Source organism: Pseudomonas sp. R1-6, from assembly GCF_051132115.1.
Classification (GTDB): Bacteria; Pseudomonadota; Gammaproteobacteria; order Pseudomonadales; family Pseudomonadaceae; genus Aquipseudomonas.
Genome location: NZ_CP071662.1, coordinates 4,836,964 through 4,853,331, shown reverse-complemented (window position 1 = coordinate 4,853,331; position 16,368 = coordinate 4,836,964). Strand labels below are relative to the sequence as shown.

Below are 16,368 nucleotides of genomic sequence, written 5' to 3'. Positions count from 1 at the left end.
GATGTGATCCATTAGCAGCCCTTTTTAATGGACGCTCAACGGATAGCGCCCCCTTGAGTTCCGTTACTGGCCGCTTATGCGGCTATTGCTTCGTAGGGCAAATCGTCTCATGAGTTGCTCGTCAAGTTTCTTCCGGATTGATTCCCTTCGTGTGTCCAGCCTGCTTCTGTCAAGTCTCAAGTACGCTTTGCGTTGGATCACTCGGGCAGTGCGGTTTTCCCAGTTCCAGAACAAAAAACTGCTTCTTTTTACATTTACGCTCAGTTCGAGCTTAAACAGAGCGATATGCAGGTTGCCTTGTGAGTCGTATCGAGCCGGGGCGATTTGAAATGACTCGCCCTGGAGCGTTTCCGTATCGAACGATAACAGGGCAGGACTGTTGGCCTTGAAGGTGTCCAATGTATCGATCATCGCATTCGCTTGCCGTGAATCACGCATGGCGTCGGCGCTTCGTACCAGGAACTCTGCCACGGAACCGGATAAAGAGTGTTGTGTGCTTTCGAAGATAGACCCGTCATAAAGCCCCCAGCCGAGAAAATTCAGTGTGTTGACATATTCGCCAAACCAATCGCGGGGGTTGGCGTGACGGAGATAGCCGAGGTCGGCCGATAGGGTGGCTATATTGGTGCAGTCTGCAATGTCGTCGTGGTCCTGTAGGGAAAGTGCCCCGATATATGAGAACAGATTCGGGCCCGTTACGAGTCCGGTTAATGTTTTGTCGGCCATGACAAAAATTTCCTTCATTAGAGAGGGTGGATTAGTTGAAGGGCTACTATCGCAGAGTGTTTATAAAGGTAGGAATGATAGTTGTCGTCTAAATATGTTTTTTGGCGGTGGTAGGGTGGTGCGACATATATCGTATCTGCTTTTGGGTTGTGAGTTTGGTTGTGCGTGGTTTAGATTGTTTTTTGTCCGCAGGAGCGGTCAGTCATTAAATAAGGAAAGTAGTATGGAAAAGTTTGATAGTGTCGTTAGCGTTGCGCAAAGTTTGGAGTTGGTGAGTGCTCGCATCAATAGGCGGAAGGCGTTGGTTGATACCGGGCGGCGTACGCGCAGGTCCGTTATGCAGACAGTGCAGGATAATCCCAACAGGGAAATGGATGCCTTGATGCTCGGGGATGCACTTTTGGGTTATGGCAATAATATGTCGCTCAATAACATGGCGATCATGGAGAACCTGATCACCATGTCAATCATGGAGGCCAACTATGAAGTGCCTGGCGGCAAGAATACTCATGGCTGGTATGAGGCTTTCATTCGATGCTTGCAGGATCTTGGCTGCTTTGTGGCCGATGACGGCTACTCGCGCTATTCCGAGAATTCGCTACAGGTGGATATGGACAATGTCATCAGCGACATCGTCAAAGGAGTTATCGATGGCGTGAAAGCCAGCCTACCGGCGGCAACGGTACTTGGTGCGGTGGTCAGTACGACAATTGATGGTTTGAAGCAGGACAAGGAGACCATTGACCTATTCAACACCCAAGTCAAATCCGCCGATGGTGCGCGCCTGTCTGTCCTTCCTTGTGAGCAGTTACCCAACGGTATTCTCATCGCATCCTCCAGTTCGATAAAACAGACCGGCTCCTCAAGTAACGGTGGCGTTCTTTTCGTGAACTGGCGTGCGTCGGCACGGGATATCTTCCGGGGCAAATCGTTCGTGACCTTCAATCCGGAACGTTACGAGGCACTCAGGAACGATATTGAAGGGTATTTGGGCAAGCATCGCAGGGAAGTTCTGAGTAAACGCTTCAGCCGCCGCAAGAGCAGCTAATTCCTCTCTCGGCCAAGGTCACGGCACCAGATAGCCTCTCACCCCGGTGAAAATGATCTGGGCCGCCAGCGCACAGACAAACAACCCCATCAGCCGGCTGACAATCTGCAAGCCCTGGTCGCCGAGGATTCGCTCGATGCGGCTGGACAGGTACAGCACCACGCCGACGGTGAAGCTGGCCAGGGCGATGCTGATGATCGCCATGAGCTTGTCGTCCCAGTGCGGCTGGCTTACGCCCATCACCAGCAGGGCGCCGATGGTGCCGGGGCCGACGGTCAACGGAATGGTCAGCGGGACGATGGTCACGTCCTGCTGAACATTATCGGTTTGTACCGCCGATTTGCCCTGGGCCATGCCCAAGGCCGAAATGAACAAGACGCTGCCAGCGCCGATACGGAACGCATCCACCGTGATGCCGAACACGCTGAAGATCACCCTGCCAAACAAATACAGCAACACGCTGGAAACCAGCGTTGCGGTCGCGACTTTCCAGGCCAGGCGACGCTGTTCCTTGCGGGAATAGCCGCGTGTCAGGCTGATAAAACACGACAGCACGAAAAAGGGGCTGTAGAGCACCAACATTTTCAGGTAAACGCTGAACAGCACATGGAGCATGGTCAAGGCTCGTGACAGAGGAAGACGACGGGAGTCTATCAGGCGATTTGACGCCTGTCGGCTCAGGACGTATGCGCTGTATTGTTTTGCTGATCGCGCTGGGCCACCCAGTGTTCGATCAGCTCACGCAACTGCGACAGTTCCACCGGCTTGGCCATGTGCCCGTCCATGCCCGCCTGGCGAGCGCGCTCCTTGTGTTCGGCGAGGATATGCGCGGTGAGCGCCACCACTGGCGTGCGGGTGCGCTGGTTTCCGACTTCCCAGGCGCGTAGCTGTTGGGTGGCGGAGAACCCATCGAGAATGGGCATTTCACAGTCCATCAGCACCAGGTCGTAGCGTTGCTCTTTCATCGCCTTGAGCGCTTCTTCGCCGTTGCTGGCGGTGTCGGGTTGCAGATTGAGCTTGCCGAGCATGCCGCGAATGACCTTGGTGGAGATGGTGTTGTCTTCTGCCACCAGGATGCGGAAATCGCTGGGGACCTTCACTGGGAGTGGCAGACCGGCGTTGACCGGGACATTCGGCGCCTGGCCTTTATTACGCTGGTTCAGTTCGTCCGCCAGGGTGGTCTTGAGCGTGTAACCTGCCACGGGTTTGGCGAGGATGCGCTTGACGCCGCTGTTGCGCGCCACGATCTTGCTGGGCGCGTTGCTGATGCCGGTCAGCATGATCAGCAGGATATCGTGGTTGAGGCTTGGGTCTTCCTTGATCTTGGCGGCCAGTTGCATGCCGGTCATGCCAGGCATGTTCTGGTCCAGCAGCACCACGTCGAAGTAGTCGCGCAGGTGCGCCTTGGTGCGCAGCAGCGCGAGGGCTTCCTTGCCCGACGGTACGGCGCTGACGTTCAGGCCCCAAGCGCTGCATTGCTGCACGAGCACCTTGCGGCAGGTGTCGTTGTCATCGACCACCAAGACCCGCGCGCCCTGTAGCGGGCCATCGAGGTCGGCGGTCGGATGTTCCAGGCGGTCTGGGTCCAGCGGCAAGGTCAGCCACAAGGTGCTGCCTTGGCTGCTGCCACTCTTGATGCCGAATTCGCCATTCATCAGCATGATCAACTGGCGAGCGATGACCAGCCCCAGGTTGCCGCCCAGGCGCGTGGCCGATAGGACGTTCTTGCTGTGCAGCTCGGCATGCATCAGCGTTTCGCGTTCTTCCGCATCCATGGGCGAGCCGCTGTCCTGTACCGCGATTCGCAGGCGCGGTTGACTGCTGCGCTCGTCGAGGGCGACAACGATCAGGACCTCGCCTTCATCGGTTTTCTTCAAGGCATTTTCCAGCAGGCTCAACAGCGCCTGACGCAGCCGCGTCGGATCGCCGCTGATGACCCGAGGCACCTGGGGCTGGATGAAGCTGATCAGCTCGACATTCTGCTGTTCGGCCTTGGCGCGGAAGATGCTCAGGCAGTCCTCGATCAGTGCATTGAGATCGAACTGCACGTCATCCAGCTCGATTTGCCCGGATTCGAGACGGGAAATGTCGAGAATTTCGTTGATCAGGGTAAGCAGTTCATTGCCGGCGCTGTGGATCGTCTGCACGTAGTCGCGCTGTTTGACGGAGAGCGGCGTGCCCAGCAACAGCTCGGTCATGCCCAGCACGCCATTCATCGGTGTGCGGATCTCGTGGCTGATCTTGGCCAGGAACTCGGCCTTGGCGTTGATCTCGGCATTGCTCGCCGCCAGGTCGCGGCTCAGGCTGAAACGGTTTTCATTGATCGATCGCTGGCGTTCGCCCAACGCGACGCTCATCAGCAGGCCGCTGACGCAGATAATGACCAGCAAGGTGACGATCAGCCCTTGGGGCGCGACTTCGGTCAGCCCTTGCAGGGCTGGAAGAATGATCAGCGTACCCAGGTTGAACACCACCATGGCGGCGACGAAAAGCCGCGCCGGGCGGTAGCCCTTCTGCCAGTGCCAGGCGCTGACGAACAGCATGCTCAGGCCGGCCAGGGCCACCAGCGCATAAGTCATGATATTGAGGGGCAGCGTGTTGACGAATAACAGCAACAGGCTGCAGAGCATGATGAAGACAATTTCGCCCAGCAGCAGCCGGTCCAATGGATGCGGTCCCAGTGGGGCGAAATAACGATAGGCGAACATCAAGCCGCAGGGCGCGGTCAGCAACAAGGCCAGATAGGCACCCGGCGTCTGGATCGCCGGCCAGTCAGGCAGCCAGGCCCCAGCGAGGTTCAGCAGCAGTACCAGGCTGAGCATCAGCAGCCCTTCGCAGGCGGCCAGCCACAGGCAACTGCGCGATCGGGTATAAGCGTAGCGGGTGAGGTTGTGCAGGATCAGCATGGCGATACAGCCGAACAACAGCCCATAGACCAGCGTCTGGTTCTGGTTGGCCGCCGCCAGGACCGCCGGCTGCAACGTGACATAGGGGCGCAGTTCGTAGCGCGATGCCAGTCTCAGGTAGACGTCCAGCGATTTATCGCTGCGCGGCAAGGGCAGCATGAAATCGCTGCTGGGCACCGTAGGTTCGGTATGCGGCATGGCGTTGCCGGTGACTTGTTGGCTGACCAGAGTGTCGCCATCCAGCACATAAAGATTCAGGCGCGACAGATCGGGCGCGAAGACTCGCAGGATCTGTTCATGCCTGTCGGGGGAAAGCCGGAAGCGCAGCCACAGGGCTCCCCCCGGCTCGGCTGCCTTGAGGTGATCCAGGTCAATGGGGCTGAACTGGTTGGTATAGCGGGCAGAGCGGATGTCGCTCAGCTTCAGGTCGCCCTGTTCGTCGAGCAATACCGCCCAGCCGCTGCCGGGCGCGGCCTGTGCCGGGAGCACGCAGAGCAGCGTCAGCAGGGTAACGGTCAAGCTTATGGCAATCCTGAGCCAGCGCACGGCGAAATCCCTTCGTAGGTTGATGCCAGATGATAACTATGCGCGGCGCCCGAGCAGACAGGCAAGAGCCCTGGACCCTTGCCTGTCTGAATGACCGGATTATTCCAGGTTTTCGCCACGCTCGCGTGCAATGGCACGGTAGCCAATGTCCTTGCGGTAGAAACAGCCTTCCCAATCAATCTGCGCGGCAAGCTTGTAGGCTTGCTGCTGAGCGGCGTCGACGCTGGCACCCATGGCAGTGGCGCACAACACTCGACCACCAGCCGTCACGACCTGGCCGTCCTTCAATGCCGTACCTGCGTGGAAAACCTTACCTTCCAACTGGGCGGCGGCTTCCAGGCCCTTGATGGCGCTGCCCTTGGCGTAGTCGCCCGGGTAACCACCGGCCGCCAGCACGATGCCAACGCTCGGACGTGGATCCCATTGGGCTTCAACCTTGTCCAGCGCTTGGGCCAGAGCGGCCTCGACCAGCAGCACCAGGCTCGATTGCAGGCGCAGCATGACCGGCTGGGTCTCAGGATCGCCGAAACGGCAGTTGAATTCGATGACTTTTGGGTTACCAGCCTTGTCGATCATCAGGCCAGCATAGAGGAAACCGGTGTAGACGTTGCCTTCCTCGGCCATGCCACGCACGGTTGGCCAGATGACCTGGTCCATCACGCGCTGGTGAACGTCGGCGGTGACCACTGGCGCGGGGGAGTAGGCACCCATGCCGCCGGTGTTCGGGCCGCTGTCGCCATCGCCGACGCGCTTGTGGTCCTGGCTGGTGGCCATGGGCAGGACGTTCTTGCCATCGACCATGACGATGAAGCTGGCTTCCTCGCCGTCGAGGAATTCTTCGATTACCACACGGGAACCGGCGTCACCGAAGGCGTTGCCAGCGAGCATGTCGCGTACGGCTTCTTCGGCCTCGCTCAGGGTCATGGCCACGATCACGCCTTTACCAGCGGCCAGGCCATCGGCCTTGATCACGATCGGTGCGCCTTTTTCGCGCAGGTAAGCCAATGCCGGTTCGATTTCGGTGAAGTTCTGGTAGTCGGCAGTTGGGATCTTGTGGCGCGCCAGGAAATCCTTGGTGAACGCTTTCGAACCTTCCAGCTGCGCGGCGCCGGCAGTCGGGCCGAAGCAGTCCAGGCCACGGGAGCGGAACAGATCGACTACACCGGCAACCAGTGGTACTTCCGGACCGACGATGGTCAGCGAGACATTTTTCTCGGCGAAATCGGCCAGTTGCTCCAGGGCCAGCACGTCGATGGCGACGTTCTCGCACTTGGCTTCGATGGCGGTGCCGGCATTGCCCGGAGCGACAAAGACCTTCTGCACGCGCGGATCCTGAGCCACTTTCCAGGCCAGGGCGTGTTCACGGCCACCGCTGCCAATGATCAAAACATTCATTTCAAAAAACCTCGATGACGCTGATTCGGTTTGGAGCCTAAGGCGTTTTTACGCCGTAGGAGGCTGCAATGAAGTCGGTAGATGCAAGGCGGAGTCGACCTTGATGAGCGGAGTTGCCTTATGGCAATGAGCATCATCGAGGTCGGCTCCAACGCAGCAGATGCCGACTTCAGTGCGGCCGTTCTCTTGTTAGTGGCGGAAGTGGCGCATGCCTGTGAATACCATTGCAATCCCTGCCTCGTCGGCGGCAGCAATCACTTCTGCATCACGCATCGAACCACCCGGCTGGATCACCGCGGTGATGCCGACCTTGGCCGCATTGTCGATGCCATCACGGAACGGGAAGAACGCATCGGAGGCCATGACCGCGCCCTGGACCTGCAAACCAGCGTGTTCAGCCTTGATGGCGGCGATGCGAGCCGAGTTCACGCGGCTCATCTGACCGGCGCCGACGCCGATAGTCTGGCGGTTCTTGGCGTAGACGATAGCGTTGGATTTGACGTACTTGGCGACTTTCCAGGCGAAGATCAGGTCGTTGATTTCCTGCTCGCTCGGGGCGCGCTGGGTCACGACCTTCAGGTCTTCACTGCCGATCATGCCGATATCGCGGCTCTGGACCAGCAGGCCGCCGTTGACGCGCTTGTAGTCCCAGGCTGGCGCCCGGTCGGCCGACCATTGGCCGCAGGCCAGCAGGCGCACGTTGGCCTTGGCGGCAACAATAGCGCGGGCTTCTTCGCTGACGGAGGGGGCAATGATCACCTCGACGAACTGGCGCTCGACGATGGCCTTGGCGGTCTCGGCGTCCAGTTCACGGTTGAAGGCGATGATGCCGCCGAAGGCCGACTCGGTGTCGGTGGCGTAGGCCAGCTCGTAGGCCTGGCGGATGCCGCCCTCGGCGTCCGGGCTCACCGCCACGCCGCACGGGTTGGCGTGCTTGACGATTACGCAGGCTGGCTTGACGAAGCTCTTCACGCATTCCAGCGCGGCGTCGGTATCGGCTACGTTGTTGAAGGAAAGTTCCTTGCCTTGCAACTGGGTGGCGGTGGCGATGCCGACTTCGGCAGGCTTGGCTTCCACGTAGAACGCCGCGCTCTGGTGCGGGTTCTCGCCGTAGCGCATTTCCTGGGCCTTGACGAATTGGGTGTTGAAGGTGCGCGGGAATTCGCTGCGGCCTTCGGTGCCCAGGGTTTCGGCCGCCTGGTTCACGGTGCCCATGTAGTTGGCGATCATGCCGTCGTAGGCCGCGGTGTGTTCGAAGGCCTTGAGCATCAGGTCGAAACGCTGGGCGTAGGTCAGGCCACCGGCCTTGAGATTTTCCAGCACGCTGGCGTAGTCGCTGGCGTTGACCACGATCGCCACGTCTTTATGGTTCTTGGCCGCCGAGCGGACCATGGTCGGGCCGCCGATGTCGATGTTCTCGATGGCGGTCGGCAGGTCGCAGCCGGGCTTGTTGATGGTGGCTTCGAACGGGTAGAGGTTGACCGCTACCAGGTCGATCGGCTTGATGCCGTGTTCGTTCATGATGGCGTCGTCGATGCCGCGACGGCCCAGGATCCCGCCGTGGATTTTAGGGTGCAGGGTCTTGACGCGACCGTCCATCATTTCCGCGAAACCGGTGTAGTCAGCGACTTCCACCGCGGCGACGCCGTTATCCTGCAGCAACTTGAAGGTCCCGCCGGTGGAGAGGATCTCGACGCCCAACTGTTGCAGCTCGCGGGCGAATTCAAGGATCCCGGTCTTGTCGGAGACGCTGATCAAGGCGCGGCGGATCGGCAGGCGGGTGGTCTGGTCGGTCATTTCAGGTTCCATCAAAAGCAAGGGAAGTCAGCAAAAAAGGCGACCGTTTTTTACGCGGGCGCCTTTCTGGTTTGATTGAATGCTTAAAGTAGATCGTACTGCTTGAGTTTCTTGCGCAGGGTTCCGCGATTCAAGCCCAGCAGCTCGCTGGCCTTGGTCTGGTTGCCCTTGACGTAGTTCATCACGCTTTCGAGCAGAGGCGCCTCGACTTCGGAGAGCACCAGGTTGTACACATCCGTGACGGCAGCGCCCTCAAGGTGGGCGAAATAATTGTGCAGCGCCTTCTCGACGCTCCCGCGAAGGGTCTGGCCTTCTTCGCTGGGCGTATTGAGGTGCTGTTTCAAATTCACGTTGTCGCTCACGGGTGCTGTTCCACTCACTAAAGTCTCGGTCATCATCGTCATGCGGCCACCCCTTCGTCCCCTGTCAGGCTCTTGTAACGTTCGGCGAAAAACGCCTGAACGTCGGCGCATTGTGCTTGCGTACCATCCAAACGATTGAAACGGGCGCGAAACTCCCTGGCGCCCGGCAGGGTTGCGAGATACCAGCCCACATGCTTGCGAGCGATGCGTACGCCCATGACTTCTCCGTAGAAGGCATGCAGCGCGGCCAGATGCTCTAGCAGAATACGTTCCACCTCGGACAACTGCGGCGCAGCGAGCTTTTCTCCCGTGCGCAGGTAATGTTCGATTTCACGAAAAATCCATGGCCGCCCCTGGGCGGCCCGGCCGATCAACAGGCCGTCGGCACCGGTCGCGTCCAGCACGTACCGGGCCTTCTCGGGCGAGTCGACATCGCCATTGGCGAAGACCGGAATGGACACCGCCTGCTTGATCGCGGCTATGGTGTCGTACTCGGCTTCGCCGGTGTACAGGTCGGCACGGGTGCGGCCATGGACCGCAAGCGCCGTGATACCTGCCTGTTCGGCGATCTTCGCCACCGTCAGGCCGTTCTTGTTCTCCCGGTCCCATCCGGTGCGGATCTTCAGGGTCACCGGCACATCGACCGCGGCGACAACCGCCTGCAGGATCTCGGTGACCAGCGCTTCGTCTTTCAACAGTGCCGAGCCTGCGGCCTTGTTGCAGACCTTCTTCGCCGGGCAGCCCATGTTGATGTCGATAATCTGCGCCCCCAGCTCTACGTTGGCTCGGGCCGCTTCCGCCAACATCTGTGCATCACCACCGGCGATCTGTACCGAGCGCGGCTCGGGATCACCTTCGTGGATCATGCGCAGGCGCGATTTGCGGGTGTTCCACAAACTCATGTCGCTGGTGACCATTTCCGAAACCACGAGTCCTGCGCCCAATCGTTTGCACAACTGACGGAAGGGCTGGTCGGTGACGCCCGCCATAGGGGCCAGGACCAGACCGTTCTGCAATGTATATGGGCCGATGCGTACCGCCGACATAGGAGTTCCCTGAAGTGGGGCCGGATCATGAGACTTCGAAAAAGGGTTGGCATGATACCCGCTCTCGATGACTGGATAAAGGTCGAATTGGATAAAATCTGAACAGCTATTCCGTTATCGCCAGCGGTTTGGTCCGGGTCGGGCGAGTCAGAATGCCGTCGTCAATCGATCGACCCTGCAGCCTTCATTCGGGCGAATGGAAGCTCAGGCTGTAGTTCACCGCCTTCGGTCCCGGATCGAGGATGTCCAGGGCGATATGGATCGGCGTCTGCGGCGGCATTTCCCCCCGGCCTTCGAGATCTCCGCCCAAATACTCACCTGGCTTGAAACGGCGACTGGCGATCAGGTGGCCGTTGAGGTCGGCAAAGCGCAGCTCCAGCAGTGGGAAGGGCTGGGAGAAGGGCGCGCGGTTGTAGATGATCGCATCCACCACCAGGGCTGCGCTGAACTCTGGATGGCTGCGCACCACCAGGTTGCTGCTCTTGATCTTGGCGATGTCGACCTTGGAGGGGACGTCGCAGCCGATGGCCGGGCAGATTTGCAGGAACCACGGGCGGTACTGGTCCTGGCGAGCCAATTCCTCGAAGTGATAGGCGATGTACTGACCGCCCAGGGCTGCGGCGGCGAGCAGCACCAGCAAACCCCAAAGCAAGCGCCGGCCCCAGGGCGAGCGGCGTTTGCGCCAATCCAGTTGCAGCGGGTCGTCGTCCAGGTCCTGGAGGGCTTCGGCGCGTATGCCGGGCTCCTGGCGATCACGTTTCTTGCGCGGTGTCACCAGCGGCTCCGGCTCGTCGTCCAGGTCGTCCGTGGCGGACAGTCGCTCCAGGTGCTCGTCGGTCTCCTCGTCCGGCGCCAGGCTCAGCGGGGCGACGGGCTCATCGTCCGGTTCCAGCGGCTCGAGGGCCAGGGACAAGGATGGCTCGGTTCGCGGCGGGCGGGCCGGTTCATGGGGTTCGAACGGTTCGAGAGGGGGCTGGATGGCGGTCTCGGCGCGCTCGGCGGTGGATTCGCTGTACAGGCTGTCAGCCCAGGGCTCCTGGTCGCTCGAAGGATGCTCGCGCAGTGCGCTCAGGTTGTCTTCGCGGCGCCGTCCGAAGGTGTCGGGTGCGCGTTTGTCGCGCCGTTCCAGGCGAGCCAGTTCCTTGTCCAGGTCATCGAGATCCAGTTCGGCGGCAGTCCATTGTTTCTGGCTGATCGCCCGTGGCGCTTCGACCACGGGTTTTGCCGGGGAAGCTGGAGCAGTAGCGACGTCCTTGGTGGCGCGTTGCTCCAGCAATTGCTTCGCGGCATTGAACACTTGCAGGCACGAGCCGCAACGAACCACCCCGCGTGCCACGCTCAATTGAGCATGGCTGACGCGAAAACTGGTGTGGCAATGCGGGCACTGAGTGACGAAGCTGTCGGTCATGCGGCAATCCGGTCGATACAGGCGGTCATTCTAGCGCCGACGTCCAGTGATGCGCACCCAGCCATCGCGATTGGCGATCGGGTCCAGGTTGAAATCCGCGGCATAAGCGGCAGCGACTTCTTCACCCTGTTCGGCGAGGATGCCCGACAATGCCAGGCGTCCGCCCGGTTTGACCAGGCTCGACAATTGCGGCGCCAGGGACACCAGCGGGCCGGCAAGAATGTTCGCCACCAGCACGTCGGCCTGTACTTTCGGCAGATCCTCGGGCAAGTACAGCGGGAACAGCGCTTCGTCGATGTTGTTGCGCCCGGCGTTGTCGCGGGAGGCTTCCAGGGCCTGGACATCGATGTCGGTGCCGACCGCTTCCTTGGCTCCCAGCAGCAGGGCGGCGATGGCCAGGATCCCCGAGCCGCAGCCGAAGTCGAGCACATTGCAGCCGTCCAGGTCCTGGCCGTCGAGCCATTCCAGGCACAGCGCGGTGGTGGGATGAGTGCCAGTACCGAAGGCCAGGCCCGGGTCCAGCAGCAGGTTCACCGCGTCCGGTTCCGGCGCTGCATGCCAGCTCGGCACGATCCACAGGCGCTGGCCGAAACGCATGGGTTGGAAGTTGTCCATCCAACTGCGTTCCCAATCCTGGTCTTCAATCACTTCGCTGTGATGTTCGGGCAACGGGCCGCCGGTGAGCAGCTCCAAATGGGCGAGCACGCTGGCCGCCTCGGTGCCGCCCTCGAACAGCGCCAGCAGGTGGGTGTGGGACCACAGCGGGGTGGTGTTGAGCTCAGGCTCGAAGATCGGCTGGTCTTCGGCGTCCATGAAAGTCACCGATACGGCACCTACTTCAAGAAAGGCGTCTTCGTAGGTTTCGGCTTGTTCCGGGCTGATGGCCAGGCGTACTTGCAGCCAAGGCATGGCGGGCACCTTTGAAAAATCGATAGGGGGCAGCAGGAGGCTGCAAAGGCGCGCAGTGTACGCCAGGTCGCTCCCAAAGTGGATAAGCGAGGCCTGGACGGGCCCGGTTGGTGTTTCGATATATATATGTATGACATTGGCCTGCCGCAGGGCGGATAAGGTGCGCATCCACACAACAGGGAAGGATGTGCATGGACGACATGGCCGAGTGGCAACAAGACAGGGATGGCGCGACGTCGTTATCTGACCGGAAAGAGGCATCTGCCCAGGCGATTCTGGAAAAGCTGACGGGCTGGCAGACTGTTATCGAGGCAAAGATGCAGGCCCAGAATACTTTTCTGGAGGAGCTGGAAGTTTATCTGCTGGTCGGGCTGCGTACCCATTATCGTCATGGCAACATCGATTCAGACTTTATTGGCACGCTGCTCGACGCGGTGTTGCAACGCAAGATCGACCCGTCGCCCGCGGTTTATGACGAGCATCAGGATGCGCCTTATCGCTGGGAAGGGGGGGCTGACCTGGGGTTCTCGGCTGAACGTCGGGATATCCTCGAGCAGGTCCTCGAAGGGACCGCTTCGACCATCCTCAACCATTACGAGGACTATCTTCGGCGCCATTGGAAAATGGCCGGACACGATGCTGCGCTCGAAAGCATCCTCCAGGAAAAACTCAACGAGCATGTGGCGGCAATCGACGCCATCCTTCAACCGCAAAGGTTGGTTGGGTTGGATGTCGAGCAACTGCGCGCAAGGATAGAGGAGCTGCAACAATCCTGGCGCCACATGGGGAAAGCGAATGCGCTGGCGACCCCTCGGGAGCGACGGGCATTGGACGCGATAATGCGTGCGCAATTGCCTGATTGGCTACGGGGGTTGGGTGCAGCCGACCGTAAACGGTTGGAGGCGTTGAGCGAACATGCTGGGCAAACCCAGGCAATGGTCGATGAATTGCTCGACGGCTTGGGCTCCCTGGAAGCGTTCGCTCGGCGCCAGGCCCAAGGCTACATCAGGCGCGAGCTGGACATGGAAGTCGAACCTGACTGGGTTCGCGTGCAGCTGCAGTGGCGAGCGGTCATTGGCCAGCCTGTGCGAACCTATAACCTGAGTGAACTGGTGGCGGCGGGGCCGGTCAGGCCCGATGCGGTGACGGTGCGCCTGGTGGAGAATGGCGGCATGCTGCGCAACGAGCCCCTTGCCTCGGTATTCGTGGGGCAGATGTTGTCGAGCCTGGACGCACCTGCCGGTTACTTTTCTGCATTGTCGAGTCGGTACAACCGCGCGGACCTCAAGGACGCCCTGCTCGATTGGTTCATGGCGCGATTGCGACACAGCGCATTTGTCGCGCGGTGCGCGGGCCTAGTCACGGTGTCCAGCCACGATGAGCTCTACACTTTGCTGAACAGCTCATTTGCTGGACAAGGCGTGGGTGGATTGCAGGTTACCAATGTCGAACTGCCCAATTCGTTCCGATGCGCCGATCTGCTGCTGTTCTACCACGACGATGCACAGGGACAAGTCAGCGCCCCCCTGCTGTATGCCCCTGGTAAGCCCGATGGGCAGGAGTGGATCGCCCTGCCTTCGCTTCGGGCCGTGAGCGCCGAGATCGGTAGCTGGATTGCGAGCGAAACGGGTCGTGAATACCTGTTGCAGCAGATCTCCCCGGTTGAACGTGACAGCGCTCGGGAATATTTTGTCGGCGTGAGGCAAAAGCCGACCACATGGGATTTGAGCAGGGACCCCAGAGGGACGCAAAAAGGGCTCAGGCATTGTCTTGAGCAGGCTGTCCTGACAGGGCTGAACCACAATCTGCAGCAGGTGGAGTGGCACGACTCGCCTCGCTGGTACTCGGCCTTGCCACTTGAATCGCGGCGAAGCATCAGTGGCTTGAAACAAGAGTCCCTGGTCCATCAGCAGGTCTTCGATGAGCAGTTGGCTGGTTATGAACTTTTTGTCGACTTTGCCAAGCGTACCGTCACGCAAGCGATTGCTCCGTATATGCGCAGCAAGGGCGTACGAGAACCGGTGGATCCGGAAACGGTTCTTATCGACTACTTCCCGGGGCTGGGAAGTGACAGGAGGGTAGCCAGCCTGCTGGAACTCGCGATTTATGGGTACGACGACAACGCTGGGATAGACAACCCGAAACAAGGTGTGCGCTCGTCCGTTGGGCAGGATTTGGGCCAGGTCCGCAGCGCCGACCTGGCGCTTTATGTTCGTGGGGCCTACCTGGGCGAAAAATACACCAAGGAAATCCGTGCCAGGTTTCTCGATGCCAATGACCCGCAATACCAGAAGCGTCGCGATGCCTGTCGCTACATGCTGCTGGCGAAGATGGATCGCGACCTACGTATCGCGTATGGCCGGTCAGTGTTGAGCACCGACGCGTTCAACTGGCTCACGCGGCAAGTCACGTTGCTGAGCGACAGGAGACCGGCTGGCGGCCCCATCTATCCAGCGACGGCGGTCACGCGTGAAGGTGTGTTCAAGTTTACGGTCAACGGTCATGTCGTGTTGGGCGTCTACGTTTTCGCCTACTTCGAACCGAAGGGCTCCTACTGGCTGTACACGCCCGATGCCCCGGACGGCATCCGTTTTCGCAACTACCTGGCCTTCACCGGGCGCACCGCGGCGCAACTGCACGATTATGTCGTGGAGCGGGTGGCATTGATCGCGCGCGGTTCCGTCGAACAATCGTTGCGGGCATTGGGGGCAGGTACCACGCGCGTCGATACCCTGCGTGAATTCAGCCGTGTGGTCGATATCGACGCTGAGTTCGATGCCTGTATCGAGCGGGCTATCGCCGACGTGGAAGATGTCACCACCCGTCGTGCAGAGGCCATCACGCAGCAGATTCAGAAAGGGCTGCTCTTTGCGGCTGCGCCGGTGTGCATGGTCTTCCCGCCGTTTGCCCTGCTGTTGGATATCGTATTTATCGGCCTCAGCTCCAAGCAGGCAATCGAGGCGCATAGGCAGGGCGATACCCAGGAGGCTCTCGAGCATTGGCTGGAGGTTTCCTGGGGCGCGCTGCTGGCGGTGCCAGGGGTGACCGGCATGGCTGCATTGCTGCGCCGTTCGGTGATGAGTCTCAAGCGTGCGGCCAAGCCGTTGTCGTTGTCGGCGCAACGTCTGAAAGGCGCTGCGGTATCCGCTGTGAACAAGGATACCGGGCCGCTGGTCCAGCCCATCCGTTTGAAGCCAAGGCAGGCGGTCGACGCAACGCCTGAAAATCTGCAATGGGTGAGCGAGGAGGGGATTTTCTACGGCACCTACCGCAGTCCGCCCAGCGCATCGCAGCCACGAAGTACCTATTACATACGCAGCCGGGGCCGGTACTTCCAGGTAAAGGAGGACGCTTACTTTGGCGGTCTATGCCTGGTGGATGCCAGTCGTCCCGGCGCGCTATACAACATGCCCATACGCAGGATGACGAATGGCAAGTGGACGCATAACAGCGTTGGCTTGAGAGGGGGTAATGATGGCGTGCGTAACCTGGGGCGAGTCGACGATCTACGGGAGGCGTTCCCGGGGCGCGTCGATCCTGACGTGACAAGAGGCGCGTTGCAGGGCGAGGCCGTAGTAGCACGCTTCAATGAGGCGACGGCTGACGGGTATCTGTTCTCGCTCAACGCCCAGACATGCGTGATCGCTTCGTTATATAACCCCGTTACCCGAGTGGGGGCGGTCATTCATTTCGATCACAATATTGGCAGGCTCATAGAGGAAGGTGTCGAGGCTCTGTTGCGGCGCCTTGGCGGATCCGCAAAGGATATCCGCGTCACGCTTGTAGGTGGGGACTGGTTGACGGGTCTGGACATTGGCGAGCCGGTCAGGACCGTGATGCGGCGCAAAGGTCTTGAGCCAACCTGGGACTTCTGGTCGTATTCTTCCTGCTTCGGTAATACCTATGGTGTATCGCTGAACCTCAAGAGCGGCATCACTACGGTCTTCAAGATGTCGCAGACCCAAGTCGAGCGTTATTACGTCCCAGTGCTGTCACGGGCCAAGTACAGTACCGATCCGGTATCGATACGTGCGCGTAGATTCATGACGCGCACGCGCAGCGAACCTTTGATGGCAAACGCCAACGGTGCCGTCCGCACCCGCCAGGGCAGGCCGGCGACAACGGCGCAACTTGCGATGAACAGGTTCTCGATGGTGAGCCTGAACTGAGTGGGTCTTCTAGCCCGACGATGGGCAAAAAAAGACCCCGGGCCAAACGGACCGGG

11 protein-coding genes are annotated in these 16,368 nt (G+C 60.1%); 2 read left to right on the top strand and 9 right to left on the bottom strand.

From position 1 onward, the window contains the following. Positions 1-63: 63 nt before the first annotated feature. On the bottom strand, positions 64-726 hold the full coding sequence (locus J3P81_RS21870; protein WP_434560871.1) for a hypothetical protein: 663 nt from the start codon (positions 724-726) through the stop codon (positions 64-66). A gap of 223 nt (positions 727-949) precedes the next feature. Between J3P81_RS21870 and J3P81_RS21865 the strand changes: the two genes are divergently transcribed. Further along, positions 950-1,774: a hypothetical protein gene (locus tag J3P81_RS21865; protein WP_434560869.1), complete on the top strand. Its 825-nt coding sequence runs from the start codon at positions 950-952 to the stop codon at positions 1,772-1,774. 18 nt (positions 1,775-1,792) lie between these two features. Here J3P81_RS21865 and J3P81_RS21860 read toward each other — a convergent pair whose 3' ends face one another. The 8 genes from J3P81_RS21860 to prmA all read right to left on the bottom strand — a co-directional run bounded on the left by J3P81_RS21860 (position 1,793) and on the right by prmA (position 12,143). Further along, positions 1,793-2,389 (bottom strand): MarC family protein, encoded by a 597-nt coding sequence (locus tag J3P81_RS21860; RefSeq protein WP_230148745.1) that lies wholly within the window; start codon positions 2,387-2,389, stop codon positions 1,793-1,795. A gap of 62 nt (positions 2,390-2,451) precedes the next feature. After that, positions 2,452-5,226: a response regulator gene (locus tag J3P81_RS21855; protein WP_434560867.1), complete on the bottom strand. Its 2,775-nt coding sequence runs from the start codon at positions 5,224-5,226 to the stop codon at positions 2,452-2,454. 99 nt (positions 5,227-5,325) lie between these two features. Further along, entirely contained in the window at positions 5,326-6,621 is a 1,296-nt protein-coding gene (gene purD / locus J3P81_RS21850) for a phosphoribosylamine--glycine ligase (protein ID WP_434560865.1), read from the bottom strand. A 189-nt stretch (positions 6,622-6,810) separates the two neighbouring features. Next, positions 6,811-8,418, bottom strand: a complete 1,608-nt coding sequence (purH, locus tag J3P81_RS21845) for a bifunctional phosphoribosylaminoimidazolecarboxamide formyltransferase/IMP cyclohydrolase (RefSeq protein ID WP_420766270.1) — start codon at positions 8,416-8,418, stop codon at positions 6,811-6,813. 83 nt (positions 8,419-8,501) lie between these two features. Then, a complete protein-coding gene (gene fis / locus J3P81_RS21840) occupies positions 8,502-8,822 on the bottom strand; it encodes a DNA-binding transcriptional regulator Fis (protein WP_007921650.1) in 321 nt (106 codons plus the stop codon). Next, on the bottom strand, positions 8,819-9,826 hold the full coding sequence (gene dusB / locus J3P81_RS21835) for a tRNA dihydrouridine synthase DusB (protein WP_434560863.1): 1,008 nt from the start codon (positions 9,824-9,826) through the stop codon (positions 8,819-8,821). Before dusB ends, fis begins: the two co-directional genes overlap by 4 nt. A gap of 184 nt (positions 9,827-10,010) precedes the next feature. Beyond that, positions 10,011-11,234: a DUF3426 domain-containing protein gene (locus J3P81_RS21830; protein WP_434560861.1), complete on the bottom strand. Its 1,224-nt coding sequence runs from the start codon at positions 11,232-11,234 to the stop codon at positions 10,011-10,013. A gap of 30 nt (positions 11,235-11,264) precedes the next feature. Further along, on the bottom strand, positions 11,265-12,143 hold the full coding sequence (gene prmA / locus J3P81_RS21825) for a 50S ribosomal protein L11 methyltransferase (RefSeq protein WP_420766273.1): 879 nt from the start codon (positions 12,141-12,143) through the stop codon (positions 11,265-11,267). Between the two features lie 191 nt (positions 12,144-12,334). On the opposite strand from prmA, the gene J3P81_RS21820 reads away from it, so the two are divergent. Beyond that, the gene (locus J3P81_RS21820) at positions 12,335-16,312 is read left to right on the top strand and encodes a dermonecrotic toxin domain-containing protein (RefSeq protein WP_434560859.1); all 3,978 of its coding nucleotides are present in this window, start codon (positions 12,335-12,337) and stop codon (positions 16,310-16,312) included. The last annotated feature ends 56 nt before the right edge of the window (positions 16,313-16,368 follow it).